We start from the raw sequence: 20533 nt of genomic DNA on the forward strand, positions 1-20533 counted from the left end.
ACGCGAGCGGTCCGCGTTCACCCGGCTTCGCGGCGGCCGGGCGGCACCGGCCCACCCCCGCGGGCCGGTGCCGCCGGTCAGCGGGCGCGCAGCGGGAGCTTCCGGACCCCGGTCATGTTCGGGTTGGGCTGGAACTCCGGCGGATCGGCCGGGTCGGTGGCGAGGACGGGGAACCGGTCGAACAGCTTGCCGAGCGCGACGCGCCCTTCGAGCCGAGCCAGCGGCGCGCCGACGCAGAAGTGGATGCCGCGCCCGAAGCCGAGGTGCGGATTGGGGTTGCGGGTCGGGTCGAAGACGTCCGGTTTCGAGAACCGCCGCGGATCCCGGTTCGCGGCGGCGGCCCACACCATCAGCAGCTGATCGGCGGGAATGCGCTGACCGCCGAGCTCGGCCTCGGTGCTGGTGACCCGCCCGAGCGTGGCGAACGGGCTGAGGAACCGCAGCGATTCCTCGATTACGGCGGGCAGCGAGGACCGCTCGGCGCGGGCGCGGGCCTGGTGCTCGGGGTGGGCGTCGAGGCAGAGCACGGTGTTGCCCAGCAGCATCGTGGTCGTGATGTGCCCGGCGATGAGCAGCACGTTCGCGAAGTTGACGACTTCCGCGCGGGTGAGCCGCTCGCCGTCCACCTCGGCTTCGACGAGCTTGCTGAGCAGGTCCTCGCGCGGGTGCGCGCGGCGTTCGTCGACGTGCCCGCCCAAGTACTCGGTCAGGTTGCGGACCTGGGCGAGCACCGCGTCGAGCTCGCGCTGCTGCTCCGGCGTCTGCTCCTTGAGCGACAGCGTCGCGTCGCGGGTGAACATCGCGTCCACCCACTCCTTGAACAGCCCGCGGTCGCTCGCGGGCACGCCCAGCAGCTCGGCGATGACGATCACCGGCAACGGGTAGGCGAGGTCGGCGACGAGCTCCAGCCGGTCCGCGCCGTCGACGGCGTCGAGCAGTTCGTCGGTGAGTCCGGCGATGCGTGGTTCGAGCCCGGCGACGACCTTCGGGGTGAAGGCGTGGCTGACGAGCTTGCGCAGCTTCTCGTGCTCCGGCGGGTCCATCCGCACCAGGTTGCCGTCGGCGAACTCGTCGCCCTGCGGGAACAACCTGCTGGTGTCGGAGGAGAACGTCGCCGGGTCGCTGAGCAGCTGGACGGCTTCCGGGTGCCCGTAGACGTTCCACAGCCCGGTCGCCTCGTCGTGCTGCACGGGGCCGTCGGGCCGTTCGCCGTGCAGCCAGAACCGCGACGTCGGTAATCCCCAGTTCTCGATCGCGGTCATGATGTCCCCTCCATCAAGCGTCGACGGGTATCACCGGGAGGCGTTCGCCGCGTCCAACGCGTCGAAGAGCTCCCGGTAGTCGGTGATCAGTTCGGTGAGCAGCGCGTCGATCCGGTCCGCGACCGCGCGCACCACGGCCGGGTCCGGTCGTTCCGGCGGTTCGAAGGCGTACCGGATGGTGTGGGCGAGGGCGTCGGCCTTGAGCTCCCGGTCGATGCCGGAGACCGCGGGCTTGTAGTCGTCGGCCAGGAAGAACCCGAGCGCGGCGGCGTTGAGCGTGTAGGCGAGGTCGGGCACGTCCGCGCGCAGCAGCCCGGACTCGGCGAGCACCGAGTAGAAGCGCTCGTTGGTCTCCTGCATCCGATCGGAGTCGGCGCGCTCCCGGAGCGCCCCCAGCACCTCGGTGTCGCCGGTGACCAGCGCCAGCGCCAGCGGCCGGCGGAAGGTCACGAGGTAGGCCAGCCGCAGCAACCGGTGCGGGCGGACCTCGTCCGGGTCGGCGCGCAGCGCCCCCAGCACGTCCTCGACCAGGGCGACCGACTCGCGGACCAGCAGGCTCTGGAACAGCGCGACCTTGGTCTTCCAGTGCAGGTAGACGGTGCCCTTCCCGACGCCGGCCTGGCGGGCGACGTCGTCGATGGTCACCTTCCGGTAGCCGTGGCGCAGCAGCAGTTCCCCTGCGGCGTCGAGGATCCGGTCGGCTCGGGCGGTGTCGCGGGGCACTGGTGTCCTCTCCTCCGCCGGGCGCGGCGGTGCGGTCTCGTGACTTCGTGACCGGATTCGCAGATCTGGTCACGAAGTCACGCTAGACCTGCTGGGAGCCGGCGGGCAAGCCTCTTCACGGGACTGCGGAGCGCCACCGGCGGCTCGGCGTCGCGCCCCTCGCGGGACGGGGTCGGCCCACTTCCGAGCCACCCGGAGGCGGTCAGGACGTGCGCAGCGGGAGCCGCTCCACCCCGGTCAAGCTCGGATGCCGGCGGAACCGCGGCGGATCCTCCGGGACGGTGCCGAGGGCCGGGAACCGGTCGAGCAGCTGACCGAGCACCACCTCGCCCTCCAACCGGGCCAGCGGGGCGCCGAGGCAGGAGTGGACGCCCCGGCCGAAACCGAGGTGCGGATTCGGGTCGCGGGTCGGATCGAACACGTCCGGGTCCGGGAACCGCCGCGGATCGCGGTTGGCTCCTGCATCTGGGGCTGCAGCCTGCTCGTGTTCGACGAATAGGACCGCGGATCGCCGAGCACGCTCACCGCCTCCGCGTGGCCGTACACGTGCGCGCCGTCGGTGTCGGGGTCGCGCTGGACGGCGGTCGCCGGTCGTTCGCCGCGCAACCAGAACTGCGATTCCGGCGGTCCCCAACGCTCGCTCGTGATCATGAATCGTCCCCCGTGGTGGTCGAAGAGCCGTACCGCTTCCCGTTCCAGCGGTACGGAGCCGGCTCAGCCCCGTCGAGCGATTTCGCTGAGAGCCTTCGACCGCGTGCTCCGTGCGGTGGGGCGCCGGCGCCCCGCGTGTGTCGGCGACGGTGCGTCACGGCTGCGGGCCCAACGCCGCCCCTCGTCACCCGAAAGTGCAGACCCGTAGTGGCTGACCTGCCTGGACGGTCTTGACCGGCGCGCGTTCACCCCGCAGGAGGACTAGCTTCGAGTGTCACCTGAGACGTCGCCAGAAGGGAGCTGTCATGGGACTCGGCAGCCTCAAGGACAAGCTGTTGAACATGGGCAAGCAGCACAGCGACAAGGTCGAACAGGGCATCGACAAGGGAAGTGATGCGGTCAAGAAGAAGTTCGGCCACGAGCAGCAGATCGACCAGGCAGCCGAGAAGGGCAAGGACTACTTCCGCAACGAGGGCTCAGGGCCGCAGCAGTAGTTCGCGCTCCGCTGCGCGGCCGAAGCCGAACCGGAGGGACCTGGCGAGGGTGGTCCCGCCCGCGTGGTGGCCGGCAGCGCCCCGGAGAGGGGCCGCCCCGCACGCGCGCGGGGCGGCCCCTCTCCCTCGTCCGGGGCCGTTCCCGAGGACGGGATTCCCGGGGACGGGAACGGCCCGCGCGGAAGTCACGCCCGCACAGCGATCGCCAGGCCCTGCCCGACGCCCACCGAGGCCGCCGCGATGCCCAGCCCGCCGCCCCGGTGCCGCAGGTGGCGGCACAGGTCCAGCACGATCCGCGGCATCGACGCCCCCAGCGGATGCCCGTAGGCGAGCGCACCGCCGTGCACGTTCACCCGCTCCCGGTCCACGCCGGGCAGGTGCTCCAGAACCGCCAGCACCACCGCCGCGAAGGTCTCGTTGATCTCCCACAGGTCCACGTCGGCCGCGGTCCTGCCGAGCTTGCGCAGCAGCGCGCGGATCGCGGGCACCGCGGACAGCGCGAAGTGGTGCGGTTCCGTCCCGGTGCTCGCCGACCCCACCAGCTCGCCCCACGGCCGCAGGCCGAGCCGCTCGGCCTGCGCCTCGGTGCCGATCAGCGCGGCCAGCGCCCCGTCCGACAGCGGCGCCGAATTCCCCACCGTCACCGGCCCGTCCGGGGAGAACGCGGAGTCGAGCCTGCCGAGCTTGCGCAGGTCGGTGTCCGGCCGCACCGACTCGTCGCGGCGCACCACCTCCCCGTCGGGCGCGGTCACCGGGAACGCGAACCCGTCGTGCAGGCCCGCGTCCCACGCGGCCGCCGCCCGCCGGTGCGAGCGCAGCGCGCACTCGTCCAGCTGGTGGCGGGTGATGCTGAGGTCCAGCGCGGTCCGCTCCGCGGCGTGCCCGAGCGGCACCGTCCACGCCGACGGCATCCGCGGGTTCACCAGCCGCCAGCCCGCCGCGGTGGACGCCGCCTCCATCCGGTCCGGCATGGCGCGGTCGGCGCGCGGCACCACGAACGGCGCGCGGCTCATGCCCTCCACCCCGCCCGCGACGAGCAGTTCGGCCTCGTCGGCCTTGACGGCCCGCGCCGCCTGCACGAGCGCCTCACCGCCGGAGGCGCACAGCCGGTTGACGGTGACGCCGGGGACGGTGGCGGGCAGGCCTGCGAGCAGCGCCGCCATCCGCGCCACGTTCCGGTTCTCCTCGCCTGCACCGTTGGTGTTGCCGAACAGCACGTCCTCGATGCGCGCCGGGTCGAGCAGCCCGCTGCCGCCCGGCCCGTGCCTGCGCAGCAGTTCGGTCAGCGGCAGGGCGGCGAGGTCGTCGACGCGGATCCCGGACAGCGCTCCCCGGTAGCGTCCGAACGGGGTGCGGGCGGCGTCGAGGACGTAGGCGCGGGCCATGCCTCCATGCTGGCCGAACCGGCGGTGCCGGTGGAAGGTCCGGGCGTGGTTGCTGTCAGGTCGCTGGGAGTTCCACGGTGGCGGACTTCTCGCCGAGCGCGGTGATGCGCCCGCCCCGCGCGCCGAGCTCCCGCAGCTTCCGCAGGTCGCGGTCCCCGCGCAGCGCCACCTCGTCGGTGGTCCGGTCGGGGTCGCCGATCCGCTCCAGCTCGCCGCGCGCCGCGAAGCCCGCGTCGACGGTGCTCTTCAACGCCCCGGTGGAGGCCAGCGAGCCGCGCGCGGCGCCGAGGCGGCCGAGCGCGTCGTCCACCGCGTCCAGCAGCGCCACCCGGTTGCCCTCGGTCATGGCCCGCACCAGCTCCGGGTCGGACGCGGCGACCCGGGTGGCGTCCCGGAACGACCCGGCGGCCAGCGACAGCGCGAGCGGCCCGCCGTCCGCGCCGACGGCGGCGAGCACGTTCGCGAACACGTGCGGCAGGTGCGAGATGCGGGCGACGGCGTCGTCGTGCTCGGCGGCCGAGGTGGCGACGACGTGCGCACCGCAGTCCAGCGCCAGTTCGGCCGCGTCCCGCCACGCCTCCAGCGCGGTGCCCTCCTCGACGACGACCGCCCACGGCGCGCCGCGGAACAGCTCGGCCGACCCGGCGGCCCAGCCGGAGGACGCGGTGCCCGCCATCGGGTGGCCGCCCGCGTAGCGCGCGCCGGGCAGCAGGCCGCGCACCTCGGCGTCCACCGGGTCCTTCACGCTGACCACGTCGGTGAGCCGGACCTCCGGCGCGTGCCAGGCGATGTCGCGCAGCACGGCGCGCACCGCGGTCAGCGGGGTGGCGACGACGACGAGGGCGTCCTGCTCGGCGGCGAGCCGCAGCGCCTCCTCGGTGCTCTCCACCCGGTGCCCGTCACCGCGGGCCCCGGCGGCGTCGTCGTCCCCCGCGGTGGCGCCCCAGGCGGGGCGTCCGGCGGCGGTGGCGGCGCGCAGCACCGAGCCACCGATCAATCCCAGTCCGATCACGCACACGGCACGCATGCGTCCATCCTGCCCGACCCCGCGGCGACCCAGCGCCACCCGGTCGTGCGGTTGTGCACCCCCGTTCGCGGTGCCGAAGGTCACGAGCGCGCAATAGTGCTTTCGGGTGGCACCTGCACGCTCTACCGTTGTCCGCATGACAGGGCAGGAGCCGGAGGCGGGCTTCGCCGTGGCCGTGGTTCGCGAGGACGGCCGGTGGCGGTGCAGTGCGTTGGAGGGCTCGTTGTTGGGCGGGCTCGACGACACGATCACCGCGTTGCGGGCGTTGCGCTCGACCGGCGCGGTGTTCGGCATGTGCAACGTGGACGACGAGTTCTTCGTGCTGATCCGCCCGGTTCCCGGCGGCGTCGACCTGCTGCTGTCGGACGCGGCGGCCGCCCTGGACTACGACATCGCCGCGGACGTGCTGGACCTGCTCCGCGCCGACGCGCCCGACGAGGACGACGACGAGGTGTGGCCGGAGGGCAACCTGTCGATCCTGTCCGACATCGGCCTCCCCGAGGGCGAACTCCTCGTGATCATCGAAGAGGTCGATCTGTACCCGGACGAGCAGCTGGAGATGATCGCGCAGCGCTGCGGCTTCGGAGACCAGTTCGCGGGCGTGCTGGAGAAGCTGGACCAGTGACGGCCCGCGACGCCGAACTGGTGCGCGCCGCGCTGGAGATCGCCCCCGCCGCGCTGGCCACCGGCGACGTGCCGATCGGTGCCGTGGTCGCCGCCCCCGACGGCCGCATCCTGGCCCGCGCGCACAACCGCCGCGAAGACCTCGCCGACCCCACCGCGCACGCCGAGGTGCTCGCGCTGCGCGCCGCCGCCGCGGAGTGGGGCGACGGCTGGCGGCTCGCCGACTGCACGCTCGCGGTGACCGTGGAGCCGTGCACGATGTGCGCGGGCGCGCTCGTCCTGTCCCGGGTGTCCCGGCTGGTGTTCGGCGCGTGGGAGCCGCGCACCGGCGCCGTCGGATCGTTGTGGGACGTGGTGCGCGACCGCCGCAGCAACCACCGCCCCGACGTGGTGGGCGGCGTGCTCGCGGCCGAGTGCGCGCAGCTGCTCGAAGGCTTCTTCGGCCGCCACCGGTGATCTGCACCACGTGCGCGTGATGCGGGATCATGGTGGGTACTCCTACGCGTGACCGAACCCTGCGGAAGGAGTCACCATGGGCGTGTTCGACAAGGCCAAGCACCAGGCTCAGCAGTGGACCGGCAAGGCCAAGGAAGCGGCCGGGAACGCCACCGGCAACGACGAGCTGAAGAACGCCGGGAAGCGCGACCAGGTCGAAGGCCAGGTCAAGGAGACCGGTCAGGACGTCAAGGACAAGGCCGCCGGCGCCGTGCAGGACGTCCAGGACAAGCTCAAGGGCTCCGGCGAGGGCGAGTCCAGCGGTTCCTGATCGCCGACCCCCGCCTGAGGCGCCGAACAGGCGTGCAGTAGCCTAGTCGGCGGTAGCGTGTCCGAGCGGCCGAAGGAGCGCGCCTCGAAAGCGCGTGAGGTGAGAGCCTCCGTGGGTTCGAATCCCACCGCTACCGCCAGCGAAGAGCCGGTCCCCACAGGGGACCGGCTCTTCGGCGTTCGGGGCCCGGTTCCGGGGGCACCGCGCACGGTGAGGTGGCTCTGCTCCCGGCACCGTCCCGTCGGGGTGCGACCTCCTGACCGCCCGCGGGCCGTGCACCGCGATCCCGGGTCGACCCGGAGCGGATGACGGCGCCACCGGCATCGAGTTCCTCGTGGTCCGCGACGACCGGGTCGTGGAAGTCCGCTCGTACCCGGCGAACCGGCCGTTTCGCCGCTGACCGCCGTGGCCCGCTACTTCTGTCGCGTGGTGGTGGGGTGGCGGAACCTCAGCGGTCCCCTCGCTGCGGGATCGATGTCACGAGTGGCTCTCCGCCACACGAGAAATCGCCGTCCTCGCGAGGGGACCGCTGAGAACCCGCGGGTGGTCGTTCTGCGTGCGTGGTCGGTGCTCATCGGCTTCGCCGCTGCCAAGACACGGACACGCCTCGCGGGGAGGTTCGCAGAACGGGCGGGTCCGCCGGGCGCGACGCCCCGCCGGGTCAGCTGCTCGGCGGGTGCGGGCGGTTCTCGACGTTCATCGGTTCGATGCGGCCGGAGTCCTCCTCGCCCGCGAAGTCCTCCCAGTCCATGTTGGCGATCGACAGGTTGATCTCCATCTCGACGAGGGCGCCGGTGGTGGCGCGGCGGGTCTCGCCGAAGCTGTCCTCGTGCAGGCTGACCACCAGCACGTCGTGCTCGGGCGAGGTCATGGCGTGCGCATCGGCGATGACGAGCAGCGGCCAGTGCGACTCCGCCGGGACGAGGGCGGCCAGCTGCGCGGGGGTGAGCCCGGCGTAGCGGCGGTCGTCGAGCGGGATCACGTTCGCCGACCAGGGTTCGTCGTCCGGCTCGTCGCCTTCGAAGTAGTCGGCGGTGGTGCGGGCCGCGGTCGCCGCCCAGGCCGTGTCGTCGGAGAAGTCGGTGCGCACCACCGGAATCGCCTCGGTTCCGGGGAGCGCGGGGGAACCGGCGGCGAGCTTCGGCTTCCGCGGGCGGGCGCGCCGGGCGGGCGGCTCGGGCGGCTCGTGCGCCCACAGCACCTCGTCGTGCTCGTCGACCAGGGCGAGGCGCCCGTCGTCGGTCACCAGCATCGCTTCCGCGCGCACGTCGCGCGCCGGGCCGACGATGCCGGGTAGCGCGTAGCCGTCCGGCCGGACGGTGCGCGGCTCGCCGTCCTCGGTGAGCGCGAACCCGTCGCCCCGCCGGATCGGCTCGTGCCACAGCACCGGACCGTCCACCCGGGACAGGAAGCACGCGTCCTCCTCGCCGACGACGAACTGGTACTCGCCGTTCGCGGAGGTCAACGAGGCGTTCCGCAGCGACTGCCCGCGCCGCACCCGGTGCGCGTCGGCGGGGGAGTTCCAGCCGTCCCAGCGCTTCGGCGCGCGCGGCGACTCCCACAGCACGTGGCCCTGCGCGTTCTTCAGCACGATCTTGCCCCAGTCGTGGACCAGCAGGGACTCGACCGGTTCGCGCTGCGGGCCGGTGGACCAGAGCCGCTCGCCGGTGTGCGCGTAGACGACGAGGTCGCCGTCCTCCTCCAGCGCCAGGCGGCCGGGGCGGCCGAACGCCGAATCCGGATCGGACGCCGCGGGCGAGTGCAGCACGCCCCGCTGGTAGTTCGTGCCGGTGGCCCACACCGCGAACGAGTCCGCGTTCCGGTAGAGGACGACGTTGCCGTCGTGCTGGTGCACCAGGCCGTACTCGCCGCTCGGGCAGCTCACCGCACCGCGGCTCAGGTGCTCGCCCGGCCGCAGCACGAGCGCGTATCCGTATCCAGGTCTCACGCCGCGCGAGACTAGATCAGCGCACCGACAGGCCGGCGGCTATCCGAGCCGGGCGTGGATCTCGGGCAGCAGGCTCTCGCCGAACGCCTGCTTCAACCGCTCCTTCGCCTTCTCCAGCAGCAGCTCCTGGAGCGGGTCCAGGCAGTGCCGCACCACGGCCGGATGCCGGGGCGGGGACTTGCACAGCACGACCGCGAGCGTCCGCAGCGCGGGCAGCAGCGCGGTGGCCTGCGCGATCCCGGTGAGACCGAGCGCTTCGGTGAGGCGGGTCCAGAGCTGCTGCACGCACGCGGAGACGACCTTGGCGGGAATCTTGCGGCGGCCCGCGTTGACCACCTTGTCGAGCTGTTTTCCCACCACCTGGGGAATCGCGTCCCAGGCGCGCTTCGACTCCTCGATCACCACGACCAGCTGCACGAGCAGTTCGCACCAGAAGTGCTCCGCCATCGCCGCGCGCGTTCCGGCGCCCAGCGGGCCGAAGTCCCGCTCGACCTGGTCGAGGACCTGGCCGAGCAGCTCGCCCACCGCTTCGACCCGGTCCACGTCGGTGCGGGCGGTGGCGAGCTTCCGGTCGGTGTCCGCCCGTTCCCGGGCCGCGGTGTCGGCTTCCTCGTCGGACGTCGGAGGTGGTGGAGATTCCCGCCGTCCTGCGCCGGACCCGGTGGCTCCGTCGTCGGGCGTCGAATCCGGTGGGGGCCGCTGCTGCTCTGCACGGGGCTCGGCGCTCCGGTGCACCGCGCGGAGCGCCCGGAGCACCTGTTCGCGCGCGGTGTCCACTGCGGCGCGCTTGTGCCCGATCGTCGAGCGGTAGCGGTTCCCGGAGGCCTTGCGCTCGGCCGCCTCCCACCTGCGGTCGGCTCGTTCCCGGAAGTCGTCGAGGGCGTCGGGGGAGGGGTCGCGGATCAGCGAAACGGCGCCGGGCCACCCGTGTCGGGTGTTGTTGCACCGGCACTTGCAGGTTTCGCCGTCGGCACGTTCGCAGTTGGACGGATGCGTCAATGCTCCTCCAGGGCGTGGAAGAAGAGCCGCCGCCAACGGATGCTTCCGGGCAGCGCGGCCCGTCCCTACCGCTGGTCCAGCGAAACTCGCTGCGTCGCGGACCAGGTCGCGGGCTCGTCCGTTCGGTGCGTCCGACGGGTTCGGACGGTGGTGGGGGACCACTCGGCGCACCGGCGTTCGCCGCCGAACGGGGACGCCGCCCCTGGTGCACTGCTCCGTTCCGGCGAGCGCGTCGACCGGGTGCTCGCCGCCGGATCGGCGGCGGTGGTGCTGTGGAGAGCCCCGATCTTTGGTGAATGTCCGGGTTTTCGGCGGGGATGCTGCGGGGTGGGTCGGTGCAGGCGTCGGCGGAGGAGCGCGGAACATGTGCGGGATCGCGGGACTGGTGTCGTTCGAGGACGACGTGAACCGTCGGCGGGACGTCGTGGCGGCGATGACGGAGACGATGGCCTGCCGCGGCCCGGACGCGGCGGGCGTCTGGCTGGACCGGCACGTCGCGCTCGGCCACCGCAGGCTCGCCGTGATCGACATCGAGGGCGGGGCGCAGCCGATGCGCGCGGACACCCCGGACGGCCCGGTGGTGCTGACCTACAGCGGTGAGACCTACAACTTCCAGGAGCTGCGCGAAGAACTGCGCGGCCGCGGCCACCGGTTCGGCACGTCCAGCGACACCGAGGTGGTGCTGCGCGGCTACCTGGAGTGGGGCGAGGAGCTCGTCGACCGGCTCAACGGCATGTACGCGTTCGCGATCTGGGACGGCCGCGCCGAGAAGCTCGTCATGGTGCGCGACCGGATGGGCATCAAGCCGTTCTACTTCCAGCGCACCCGGGACGGCGTGCTGTTCGGTTCGGAGCCGAAGGCGATCCTGGCGCACCCGGACGTGCGGCCGGTGATCGCGGCGGACGGGGTGAACGAGCTGCTCGGCGGCATCAAGACGCCGGGGCACGCGATCTGGGCGGACATGCGCGAGGTGGTGCCGGGCACGCTGGTCGTGGTGGACCGGGACGGGCTGCGCGAACGCACCTACTGGAGGTTGCGGACCGCTGAGCACACCGACGACCTCGACACGACGATCGGCACGATCCGCGAGCTGCTGGACGATTCGGTGCGGCGGCAGCTGACCGCGGACGTGCCGCTGGGCGTGCTGCTGTCCGGCGGCCTGGATTCGAGCGCGCTGACCGCGTTGTCGGCGGGTCGGCTGGCGGAGCGGGACGAGCGGGTGCGCAGCTACTCGGTGGACTTCGTGGGGCTGGCGGAGAACTTCCGCCCGGACGACATGCGGGCGACGCCGGATTCGCCGTTCGTGCACGACGTGGCGCGGCACGTCGGGTCGGTGCACCAGGACATCGTGCTCTCCGACGCGGCGCTGGCCGATCCGGTGACGCGGCGGAAGGTGCTGGCGGCGAAGGACTTCGCGGTCGGCGCGGCCGATGTGGACACCTCGCTGTACCTGCTGTTCCAGGCGATCCGGGAGCACTGCACGGTCGCCCTGTCCGGGGAGACCTCGGACGAGCTGTTCGGCGGCTACCCGTGGTTCCACGACCCGGTGGCGCAGCAGGCCGAGATCTTCCCGTGGATGGTGCCGGTGTTCGCCGCCGGTGAGATGTCCGCGGACGAGGGCGGGCCCGCGGTGTCGGAGTTCTTCGACCCGGACCTGGACGCCCGGATCGACCTGATGACCTACCTGAAGGACCGCTACCGCGACGCGGCAGCCGAAGTGGAACCGCTGCCCGGCGAAGACCCGCACGAGGCGCGGATGCGGGTGATGAGCCACGTGCACCTGACCCGCTTCCTGCGGGCGCTGCTGGACCGCAAGGACCGGATCAGCATGGCCGTCGGACTGGAGGTGCGCGTCCCGTTCTGCGACCACCGGCTGGTCGAGTACGTGTTCAACACGCCGTGGGCGATGAAGAGCTTCGACGGCCGGGAGAAGAGCCTGCTGCGCGCCGCCACCCGCGACGTGCTGCCGGAGTCGGTGCTGCAGCGGGTGAAGAGCCCGTACCCGTCCACCCAGGACCCGGGCTACGCCGGGAAGTTGCAGGCGATGGGCCGCGAGGTGCTGGCCGACCCGGACCACCCGATGTTCCAGGTCATCTACCGCAAGTGGTTCGACGCGACGGTGAGCACGCCGCCCGCGGAACTCCCCGGCTACGAGCGGGAGAAGCTGGACCGGGCCCTCGACATCGCCGCCTGGCTGGAACAGCACCGCCCGGAGATCCGGGTCTGAACTGCGGTCGTCCCTCCTGCTGCGTGCGGGTGGGGTGGCGGAACCTCGGCGTCCTCCTCGCTGCGGGACCGTTTTCACCGTGGCTCCGCCACAGGCGACAACGCCGTCCTCGCGAGGAGAACGCTGAGAACCCGCGGGTGGTCCGGTTGCGTGCTGGGTCGCCGCTCATCGGCTTCGCCGCTGACGAGAAAGGGCCGAGACCGCCGGGTGGTGTCGAAGTCGGGCGGTGCGCTGTTCGTCCGGTGCGGTGTTGCCCGGCGTACGGGTGAAATCGGTGGAGACGTCACCTGGGCGCGGTAGCGTCGAGCGCCGCTGTGATCGTTCGAGCGCTGGGGGTTCGAGTGGGTTCGTCGAAGGTGCTGGCCGGGGCGTTGGCCGCGTGCGGGGTGCTGGTGGTGCTGCCGGGTTCGGCGGCGGCCGCCGAGGTGCGCATCCACGACGTGCAGGGCGCGGGCCGCGTCTCCCCGTTGCTGGGGCAGCAGGTCAGCGGGGTGCCGGGCGTGGTCACCGGTGTCCGGACCGAGGGCACCGCACCGGGTTTCTGGTTCCAGGACCCGGAACCCGACGGTGATCCGCGCACCAGCGAGGGCCTGTTCGTCTACACCCCGGACGAGCCGCCGCAGGTCGCGGTGGGCGATGTGGTGGCCGTGTCCGGCACGGTCGCCGAGTACTACGCGGTCGGCGACGGCGAGCAGCCGGACACCACGCCGAACCAGTCGGTGACCGAGCTGAACCGCGCCGGCTGGCAGGTCACCGGCTCCGCACCCGTCCCGGCGGCGGAGCCGATCACCCCGGACTCGGTGCCGGAGGCCTACGCACCGGACGGCGAGCTGGACGCGCTGCCGCTGGATCCGGCCCGGTTCGCGCTGGACTTCTACGAGTCCCGCGAGCACATGAACGTCTCCGTCGCCGACGCGCGCGTGGTGGGCCCGACCGACTCGTACGGCGCGCTGACCGTCACCTCGAAGCCCGCGCAGCAGGCAGGCGAGCGCGGCACCACCACCTACACCGGCTACGACGAGCCGAACTCGGGCCGGTTGAAGGTGGAGCCGGTGGGCCTGCCGGTCCCGGCGGCGAACGTCGGTGACGAGCTGGCGGGCCGCACCGAGGGGCCGCTGGACTACAGCCGGTTCGGCGGCTACCTGCTGGCGGCGACGTCGCTCGGCGAGCACCGGCCGGTGGGCGTCGAACCGGAGGTCACCCGCGCGCAGGACGCGGCCGAGCTGGCCGTCGCCACCTACAACGTGGAGAACCTCGCGGGCACCGACGAGCAGGCGAAGTTCGACCGGCTGGCCCGCGGCGTCGCCGTGAACCTGGCGTCCCCGGACGTGATCGCCCTCGAAGAGGTGCAGGACGACACCGGCGCCGCCGACGACGGGGTGGTCGCCGCCGGTGGCACGCTGCGCCGCCTGGTGGACGCGATCGCCGCGGCGGGCGGCCCGCGCTACGAGTGGCGGCAGATCGACCCGGTGGACGGCGCCGACGGCGGGCAGCCGGGCGGCAACATCCGGGTGGCGTTCCTGTTCGACCCGGCCCGGGTGTCCTTCGTGGACCGTCCCGGCGGGGACGCGGTCACGCCGGTCCGCGCGGTGCCCGCGGGGGACCGCGCCGAGCTGAGCGCCTCCCCGGGCCGCATCGCGCCCGCCGACCCGGCGTGGGAGGCGAGCCGGAAGCCGCTGGTCGGCGAGTTCTCGTTCCGCGGCGAGCAGGTGTTCGTCGTCGCGAACCACTTCACCTCGAAGGGCGGCGACCAGCCGATGCACGGCCGGTTCCAGCCGCCCGCGCGGGATTCGGAGCGGCAGCGCGTCGAGCAGGCCCGGCTGGTGCGCGGCCTCGTCGGCGAGCTCACCGCGATCGATCCGGGCGCGAAGGTCGTCGTCACCGGCGACCTCAACGACTTCGGGTTCTCCCCGGCGGTGTCCGCGCTGACCGAGGGCGGGCTGCTGACCTCCGCCGCCGACGCGCTGCCGCCGGTGGAGCGGTACAGCTACGTGTACGAGGGCAACGCCCAGGCGCTCGACCACGTGCTCACCACCTCGGGCGTCGGGCGGGTGGACTACGACGTGGTGCACGTGAACGCGGAGTTCGCCGACCAGACCAGCGACCACGACCCGCAACTGGCACGCCTTCGGCCTTGACCGCCTCCCCCGCTCCCGTTGCTCGGGGGTGGGGTGGCGGAACCTCAGCGGTTCCCTCGCTGCGGGATCTTTTTCCCGAGTGGCTCCGCCACGAGGGAAAAAGCTGTCCTCGCGAGGGAACCGCTGAGAACCCGCGGGTGGTCGGCTTGCTCTGGTGGTCGCCGCTCAGCGGCTTCGCCGCTGACAGGAAGACTGCGGTTGGATGGGGTGCTCGGCTGCGTCCAGGGCCGGGGTGAGGGGGGCCAGGGTGGCGCGGAGGTGGTCGGGGAGCGAACCGGTGGGGACGACCAGGCCGTCGGCGCTCCCGGCCGGCTGGAGCCAGTTCTCCAGGGCGATGCGGACCGCGGCGGCGACGCTCGCCGCGAGCACGCGGGCGGTGAGCGCTTCGGTGCCGGGGGAGCGTTCGGCGATCGCCGCCGCGAGCGGGCGTTCGATGTCGGTGGTGGCGCCGAGGAACGCGCCGCGCAGCGCGGGCCGGGTGGTGATCAGCAGCAGCGCGTCGCGGTCGTGCTCGCCGGTGCCCGCGCACTGCTGGACCACCGCGTCGGTGACGGCGTCGGCCAACCGCACTCCGGCCGGCCGGTCCACGACCGCCGCGGCGATCCGCGATTCCCGGTCCGCGGTCACGGCGGAGGCGATCGCCTGCTCGCGGCTGGCGAAGTAGTTGTTGTAGGTGCGCGGCGAGACCCCGGCCGCTTCGGCGATGTCCTCGACCCGCACCTGATCCGGGCCGTGCTCGACGGCCAGCCGCAGGGCCGCTGCGCGCAGCGCTTCGCGGGTGGCCTGCTTCTTCCGCTCCCGCAATCCCGGTGTCGTCGTCACCGCGCCAGTATCCCCGTGGAGGTGCGTGCACGCAAAGTTGCGCGCACGCACTTTTCTCGGCATCCTTGCGCTGTCCGGAGACCGACGGAGGGACCGCCATGCGAGCAAGGGGAATGACCTACGACACCGGATTCGTCGTGCACGGCCGGACGTCCCGCGAGCGCTTCGACCCCGCGGTGGTTCGGCGCGAGCTCGGCATCATCCGCGACGACCTGCACTGCAACGCCGTCCAGATCATCGGCGGCGATCCGCGGCGGCTCGAACTGGCCGCGGAGGCCGCCGCCGAGCTGGGCCTGGAGGTCTGGTTCTCGCCCTATCCGCTGGAACTGGAACCGGAGCGGATCCTCGCGCTGTTCCGCGACTGCGCCGCACGAGCGGAACGGCTCCGGCGGCAGGGGGCCGATGTCGTGTTCGTCGCCGGGGTCGAGCTCAGCGTGATGAACCGCGGGTTCCTACCCGGCGAGACCCCCGAGGAACGGGTCGCGGGGCTGCTGCGCGGGCCCGAGCAGCGGGCCGTGGCGATGCGCGAGCTCGGCGTGCGCGTCAACGCGTTCCTGCGCGAGGCCGCCGCCGCGGTCCGCGAGCACTTCCCGGGACGGCTCACCTACGCCGCCATCCAGTTCGAGCAGGTCGACTGGGCTCCCTTCGACTTCGCGACGTTCGAGCTGCTCCGCTCCGCGGAGATCGCCGACGGCTTCCGGGAGGCGGTGCGCAGCCTGGCCCGGGGGCCGAAGCCGCTTGCCGTCACCGGGTTCGGCACCGCCGCCTACCGAGGTGCGGGGGACCGCGGGGGTCGGGTGCTGGAGGTGGTCGAGCACGACCCGGTGACCCGGCAGCCGGTGCGGCTGACCGGATCGCACGAGCGCGACGAGGACGGTCAGGCCGCGTACCTGGACGAATTGCTGGAGATCTTCGAAGCGGAGGGCGTGGACAGCGCGTTCGTGTTCCTGTTCGCCCTGCCCGGCTATCCGCACCGCCCGGACGGCGATCCGCGGGACGACTTGGACCGGGCGGGCCTGGGCATCGTCAAGCTCCTCGAAGGTCGCCGGGGGCGGACCTATCCGGACATGGAGTGGGAGCCGAAGGCCGCTTTCTCGGCGGTGGCTCGGCGGTACCGGGGGTGACGGGCGCCGCCGTCGGGCCGAGAACTTTCGGCGAGCACTTCTGGGTGTCACTCAAGGTGAGTACGCTGTGGGCACTGGGTGACGAAGGGGGGGAGTCATGGGACAACCGCAGCGGGACGCGTCCAAGGGTGAAGTGCAGGAGCTGGGCGACTCCGCCTAGCCGTCCGGCCAGGGCGGTTCGAGCACTCCGCGGGGCGGTGGCCCCGGGACGGAATGCTCCGGAACCCGGAAGAGCAGAAGGCCGGGCACCCGATCGGATGCCCGGCCTTCTGGCTGGCGGAGGATACGGGATTCGAACCCGTGAGGGCTATTAACCCAACACGATTTCCAATCGTGCGCCTTAGGCCGCTCGGCCAATCCTCCACGCGGAAGTGTACGGGAGGACGATGATCAGCCCGCGCCGGGGTCCCCTCCGCGCCGGTCGCTCCGGCGAGCGCCGCCGGCCCCCCAGGTGAACGGCCCACCGGCCCGCTCGCGCGGGGCGAATGGGCCATTCACCTGGGGGCGTCAGAGGGAGCGGAGCACCCGGGCGCGGTCGTGGCGGGCGCGGATCGCCACGTCGGATTCGGGCGCGGCGCCTTCGAACGCGTGCGGGCAGCCGGGGCGCACGTGCAGCTCCACCGGGACTCCGGCGAGCGACAGCCTGCGCGCGTAGTCGATGTTCTCGTCCCGGAAGATGTCGAGGTCCCCGACCTCCACGTACGCCGGTGGGAGGTCCCTCAAGTCGGTGGCGCGGGCGGGCGCCGCGGCGGCGGGCACGTCCGGGCCGCCCGCGAGGTCGCCGAGCAGCGCGCCCCAGCCGGTCGCGTTCCGCGCGTAGGACCAGGTCGCGAGTTCCGCCAGCTCCGGATCGGGTTCGGTGGTGCGGTCGTCGAGCATCGCGTAGATCAGGATCTGCCGGGCGAGGCGCGTGCCGCGTTCCCGCGCCAGCAGCGCGGCCCCGGCGGCGAGGCCACCTCCCGCGCTCTCGCCCATGATCGCGATGCGCGCCGGGTCGACGCCGAGCTCGGCCGCGTGCTCGTGCAGCCAGGTCAGGCCGGTGCAGGCGTCCTCGACGGGCGCGGGGTGCGGATGTTCGGGCGCGCACCGGTAGTCCACGACCAGCACCGGAACCCCGGTGGCCGCGACGAGTCCGGCCGCGTTCGGCAGGCACGGCCGCGCATCGCCGAACACCATCCCGCCGCCGTGCAGCCACACCACCGCCGAACCGGGTGGCGCGCCGTCCGCGGTGAGCCACCAGAGCCCGATCTCCGCGCCGTCGAAGCCGATCGCGGTGCGCTCGGTGCCGCTGACCCCGGCAGGCAGCTCGGTCGGCACGGCGGCCATCGTCGTCGCGATGCTGCGCCGGATCGCGAGCGCGTCCCCGGGCGCCTCGGGCGCGGGCCGGTTCGCGAGGTACGCGTCCAGCACGGGCCTCAGCTCGGGATCCACTTCGAGCGGCATCGCTTCCTCCGTCCGACGGCTGGGTTCGACCCTAGCCGCGGATCACCGGGGCGCGGTCGGATTCCGCTCGCAGCGCACCGATCAGCCGCCGAGGTGCACCAGCTCCCACACGTGCCCGTCGAGGTCGCGGAAGCTGCCGCCGTACATCGGCCCCATCTCGGAGCTCGGCTTCCACGCCTCGCCACCGGCCGCGACGGCCTTGGCGACGAGGGCGTCGACCTCCTCGCGGGTGTCGACGGTGATGCAGTTGAGGACTTCGGTGGTGGCCGGGTCGGCGATCTCGCCGTTGATGAACTCCCGGAACCGGTCGTGCTCCAGCAGCATCGCGAAGATGTTCTGCTCCAGGACCAGGCACGCGGTCCGCTCGTCGGAGTACTCGTCGTTGAACTCGAACCCCAGCTCGGTGAAGAACGTCCGCGACTTCCGGACGTCCTCGACCGGCAGGTTCACGAAGATCATGCGCATGGTCGGCTCCTCGGGTCGGTGTGCTCGTCCCGTTGAGCGCGTTGACCACCCGGACCGTTACCGCCCGAACCGCCCGCCCTTGACCGCGCCGAGGAACCGCGCGAACGCGCCGTGCCCGAACGCCAGCACGGGGCTCGCGGCCCCGAACTTGGAGTCCCGGACGACGGTGCCTGAGTTCCCGATGGCGACTTCGACGCAGTTGTCGTTCCCGCTGCTGCGGCTGGACTTCCGCCAGGCGTCCGCGTCGAAGCCGTGTGTCGACCTATCGATGCTCGCGGTCGTGCGTACCAGCACCCGCATCGCGCGGTCTGGCTCCGGACGGGTCACCGGCCGAACCGCCCGTCCTTGACCGCAGCGATGAACTCGGCGAACGAGCGGTGTTCGAAGGCGAGGACCGGGCCGCTCGCGCCGAGCTTGGAATCCCGGATGCCGGTGCCTGCGGGCGTGCTGGCGACTTCGACGCAGATGCCGCCGTTTCCGGTGCTGTAGCTGGACTTCCGCCACCGAACAGGTCTGAAGTCGTCGTACTCCATGCCGTCGCTCCTGGGATCGTGCCCGGACGTGCGAAACGCGCTACGGCTCGGACGGCTACGCGCGGAACCATCCGTCCTTGATCGCGGCGAGGAAGTCCGCGAACGCGCCGTGCCCGAACGCGAGAACGGGGCTGGTCGCGCCGAGCTTGGAGTCCCGGACGCCGATGCCCGCGTTCCCGATGGCGACTTCGACGCAGTTGTGGTTTCCACTGCTGTAGCTGGACTTCCGCCAGGCTTCCGGTGCGTGGTCGTGTGTCGGCTCGTCGACGTCCATGCTCGTGTTTACCGGCGTTCGAGCCGCGCGGTCTAGATCCGGACGGGGGTCACCCGAACCGTCCGCCCTTGACAGCGGCGACGAAGTCGTCGAACGCGCCGTGCCCGAGCGCGAGGATCGGGCTGGTCGCGCCGAGTTTGGAGTCCCGGATGCCGCGCAGTGTTGGTGCCGAACCGACTTCGACGCACTGCTGCGGATTTCCCGAGCTCCGCGAGGACTTTCGCCAGTTCACGAACGTGACCGCATCCATCGGCAGGTTCCCCTTCGACTACAGGTAGGTATCCGCTCCACGAAGCAGGTACTCGCGAGATCGAACCGGATCGAGCGCGGCGCTGGTGAGCCGCGCCCAGAGATGACTGCAGTGGGCGTCGCAGCACGGCGGGCGTAGGAACGTTGATCAACTGCCGTTGACCACCTGGACGGTTACCGGCCGAGCCGCCCGCCCTTGATCGCATCGAGGAACCGCGCGAACGCGCCGTGCCCGAACGCGAGGACCGGGCTCGCAGCCCCGAGCTTGGAATCCCGGATGCCGGTGCCCGCGCGGACGGTGGCGACTTCGACGCAAACGCCGCCGCTTCCGTTGCTGTAGCTGGACTTCCGCCAGGCGGCGGTGGAGAGGTCGAGGTCGATCATGCGGCTCCTTGGTCAGTCGCTGAAGCCACGCGCGATGCTGCCCATCAGAGTGATGGACTGCTCCTGATCGAGTGCGGCTTCCTGCAATGCCTCGAAGGTCATGATATAAGCCGCGACTTCTTCGGATTCCTCCACGTAGAAGCCTTTCGTCAGGCTGTCCAGATAGACCACCTCGCCGAAATGCTTCTCGTCGAACCCGAGCATCGTGAACGACGACCCCATCGACGGATAGGCGCCGACGTTCGTCGGGACCACTTGGATCGTCACGTTCTGCGCCTCGCTCAGCTGGAGGAGATGATCTATCTGCCCGCGCGCGGTGGCGGGGCCGCCGACTCCTTGGCGCAGCGCGGGTTCCCAGATGACCGCCTCCGTTCGGAGCGGTGCCGATCCGGTCAGCCGTTCTTGCCGCTTCGCGCGGACTGCCGCTCGGCGCTCGGCCATCCTGTCGTCCACGCTCGGCAGGAAGGTCGTGCTCAGGGCTTTCGCGTAGTCCTCGGTCTGAAGGATGCCCGGCACCAGGTCCGCGATGAAGGCGCGTTCGGTGGTGGCTTCGGATTCGAGCTCGATGAAGTCCTGCGCGGCGCTGAACAGCACGTCCGTGCCGTAGTCGTGCCACCAGCCCGTTTCCTTGGCGTTCAAAGTGGCTTGGAACAGGGCGTTGCGCTCGTCTTCCGGGATGTCGTAGACGAGACCCAGTGCGATGACGTCGACGCCCTGGATGGGCTGCGCGGCGTTCTCGATCTTGCTGATCTTGGCCGGTGACCACTTCAGCAGCTTCGCCGCTTCGGCGTTCTTGTGGCCCGCTCGCGTGCGCCACTTCCGGAGTTCGCGGCCGATTCGGCGCAGCCGCACGTTCGCCTTGAACTCGTCGGGCATCGGCTGCCTCCTCGTGGCGTGCCTACGTCGATCATCAGGCGAAACCCTACGAGGCCAGGAGGGATCGTCTCTGGGCCAGTCGAACGGGTGATGCGCGAAAGCTTTCGTGTGAGAAACGT

General features: G+C 72.1%; 22 protein-coding genes, 2 tRNA genes and 1 pseudogene. 8 read left to right on the plus strand and 17 right to left on the minus strand.

All coding sequences use genetic code 11. From position 1 onward, the window contains the following. Positions 1-77: 77 nt before the first annotated feature. The 3 genes and pseudogenes from AC29IT_RS10680 to AC29IT_RS10690 form a co-directional block, all read right to left on the minus strand. Positions 78-1265 carry a cytochrome P450 gene (locus AC29IT_RS10680; RefSeq protein WP_488218873.1) on the minus strand — a complete coding sequence of 396 codons (1188 nt, stop codon included), beginning with the start codon at positions 1263-1265 and terminating at the stop codon, positions 78-80. 27 nt (positions 1266-1292) lie between these two features. Next, on the minus strand, positions 1293-1985 hold the full coding sequence (locus AC29IT_RS10685) for a TetR/AcrR family transcriptional regulator (protein WP_488218606.1): 693 nt from the start codon (positions 1983-1985) through the stop codon (positions 1293-1295). A 202-nt stretch (positions 1986-2187) separates the two neighbouring features. Next, positions 2188-2448: pseudogene (locus AC29IT_RS10690) on the minus strand (cytochrome P450); the annotation flags it as partial. Between the two features lie 493 nt (positions 2449-2941). Here AC29IT_RS10690 and AC29IT_RS10695 point away from each other — a divergent pair. After that, positions 2942-3130 (plus strand): antitoxin, encoded by a 189-nt coding sequence (locus tag AC29IT_RS10695; RefSeq protein WP_358440177.1) that lies wholly within the window; start codon positions 2942-2944, stop codon positions 3128-3130. A gap of 185 nt (positions 3131-3315) precedes the next feature. Here the strand turns inward: AC29IT_RS10695 and AC29IT_RS10700 are convergent, their stop codons facing one another. Together AC29IT_RS10700 and AC29IT_RS10705 are read right to left on the minus strand one after the other, a co-directional pair. Continuing rightward, positions 3316-4515, minus strand: coding sequence for a thiolase family protein (locus tag AC29IT_RS10700; protein ID WP_488218607.1), 1200 nt, complete (start codon positions 4513-4515; stop codon positions 3316-3318). A 55-nt stretch (positions 4516-4570) separates the two neighbouring features. Beyond that, positions 4571-5542 (minus strand): prephenate dehydrogenase, encoded by a 972-nt coding sequence (locus AC29IT_RS10705; RefSeq protein WP_488218608.1) that lies wholly within the window; start codon positions 5540-5542, stop codon positions 4571-4573. 136 nt (positions 5543-5678) lie between these two features. Here AC29IT_RS10705 and AC29IT_RS10710 point away from each other — a divergent pair, with 136 nt between their 5' ends. From AC29IT_RS10710 to AC29IT_RS10725, 4 genes are all read left to right on the plus strand, one after another. Continuing rightward, the gene (locus AC29IT_RS10710) at positions 5679-6167 is read left to right on the plus strand and encodes a tRNA adenosine deaminase-associated protein (protein WP_358440171.1); all 489 of its coding nucleotides are present in this window, start codon (positions 5679-5681) and stop codon (positions 6165-6167) included. Beyond that, entirely contained in the window at positions 6164-6622 is a 459-nt protein-coding gene (locus AC29IT_RS10715; RefSeq protein WP_488218609.1) for a nucleoside deaminase, read from the plus strand. Before AC29IT_RS10710 ends, AC29IT_RS10715 begins: the two co-directional genes overlap by 4 nt. 76 nt (positions 6623-6698) lie before the next feature. Next, positions 6699-6932, plus strand: a complete 234-nt coding sequence (locus tag AC29IT_RS10720) for a CsbD family protein (RefSeq protein ID WP_358440169.1) — start codon at positions 6699-6701, stop codon at positions 6930-6932. A 51-nt stretch (positions 6933-6983) separates the two neighbouring features. Next, positions 6984-7071: transfer RNA gene (locus tag AC29IT_RS10725), tRNA-Ser, on the plus strand. A gap of 522 nt (positions 7072-7593) precedes the next feature. Here AC29IT_RS10725 and AC29IT_RS10730 read toward each other — a convergent pair. Then, a complete protein-coding gene (locus tag AC29IT_RS10730; protein WP_358440166.1) occupies positions 7594-8880 on the minus strand; it encodes a DUF6924 domain-containing protein in 1287 nt (428 codons plus the stop codon). Positions 8881-8919: 39 nt separating this feature from the next. Next, on the minus strand, positions 8920-9879 hold the full coding sequence (locus AC29IT_RS10735) for a hypothetical protein (protein WP_358440163.1): 960 nt from the start codon (positions 9877-9879) through the stop codon (positions 8920-8922). 364 nt (positions 9880-10243) lie between these two features. Here AC29IT_RS10735 and asnB point away from each other — a divergent pair, with 364 nt between their 5' ends. Continuing rightward, positions 10244-12106, plus strand: coding sequence for an asparagine synthase (glutamine-hydrolyzing) (asnB, locus tag AC29IT_RS10740; RefSeq protein WP_488218610.1), 1863 nt, complete (start codon positions 10244-10246; stop codon positions 12104-12106). 341 nt (positions 12107-12447) lie between these two features. Beyond that, the gene (locus AC29IT_RS10745) at positions 12448-14244 is read left to right on the plus strand and encodes an endonuclease/exonuclease/phosphatase family protein (protein WP_488218611.1); all 1797 of its coding nucleotides are present in this window, start codon (positions 12448-12450) and stop codon (positions 14242-14244) included. A gap of 165 nt (positions 14245-14409) precedes the next feature. Here AC29IT_RS10745 and AC29IT_RS10750 read toward each other — a convergent pair whose 3' ends face one another. Further along, on the minus strand, positions 14410-15066 hold the full coding sequence (locus tag AC29IT_RS10750) for a TetR/AcrR family transcriptional regulator (protein WP_488218612.1): 657 nt from the start codon (positions 15064-15066) through the stop codon (positions 14410-14412). Between the two features lie 98 nt (positions 15067-15164). On the opposite strand from AC29IT_RS10750, the gene AC29IT_RS10755 reads away from it, so the two are divergent. Then, positions 15165-16190 carry a glycoside hydrolase family 113 protein gene (locus AC29IT_RS10755; protein ID WP_488218613.1) on the plus strand — a complete coding sequence of 342 codons (1026 nt, stop codon included), beginning with the start codon at positions 15165-15167 and terminating at the stop codon, positions 16188-16190. A 274-nt stretch (positions 16191-16464) separates the two neighbouring features. Here AC29IT_RS10755 and AC29IT_RS10760 read toward each other — a convergent pair. The 9 genes from AC29IT_RS10760 to AC29IT_RS10800 all read right to left on the minus strand — a co-directional run bounded on the left by AC29IT_RS10760 (position 16465) and on the right by AC29IT_RS10800 (position 20414). Continuing rightward, positions 16465-16553, minus strand: a tRNA-Ser gene (locus AC29IT_RS10760). 144 nt (positions 16554-16697) lie between these two features. Further along, entirely contained in the window at positions 16698-17633 is a 936-nt protein-coding gene (locus AC29IT_RS10765; RefSeq protein ID WP_358446963.1) for an alpha/beta hydrolase, read from the minus strand. An 81-nt stretch (positions 17634-17714) separates the two neighbouring features. Then, entirely contained in the window at positions 17715-18098 is a 384-nt protein-coding gene (locus tag AC29IT_RS10770; protein ID WP_488218614.1) for a VOC family protein, read from the minus strand. A gap of 57 nt (positions 18099-18155) precedes the next feature. Further along, a complete protein-coding gene (locus AC29IT_RS10775; protein ID WP_358446957.1) occupies positions 18156-18398 on the minus strand; it encodes a DUF397 domain-containing protein in 243 nt (80 codons plus the stop codon). 23 nt (positions 18399-18421) lie between these two features. Next, a complete protein-coding gene (locus AC29IT_RS10780) occupies positions 18422-18631 on the minus strand; it encodes a DUF397 domain-containing protein (protein WP_488218615.1) in 210 nt (69 codons plus the stop codon). 55 nt (positions 18632-18686) lie between these two features. Next, positions 18687-18905: a DUF397 domain-containing protein gene (locus tag AC29IT_RS10785; protein WP_358446951.1), complete on the minus strand. Its 219-nt coding sequence runs from the start codon at positions 18903-18905 to the stop codon at positions 18687-18689. 49 nt (positions 18906-18954) lie between these two features. Next, positions 18955-19155: a DUF397 domain-containing protein gene (locus AC29IT_RS10790; protein WP_488218616.1), complete on the minus strand. Its 201-nt coding sequence runs from the start codon at positions 19153-19155 to the stop codon at positions 18955-18957. A gap of 173 nt (positions 19156-19328) precedes the next feature. After that, entirely contained in the window at positions 19329-19538 is a 210-nt protein-coding gene (locus AC29IT_RS10795; RefSeq protein ID WP_488218617.1) for a DUF397 domain-containing protein, read from the minus strand. A gap of 12 nt (positions 19539-19550) precedes the next feature. Further along, positions 19551-20414, minus strand: a complete 864-nt coding sequence (locus AC29IT_RS10800; RefSeq protein ID WP_488218618.1) for a helix-turn-helix domain-containing protein — start codon at positions 20412-20414, stop codon at positions 19551-19553. Positions 20415-20533: the final 119 nt, after the last annotated feature.

The organism is Saccharopolyspora sp. MMCC62 (assembly GCF_057736575.1).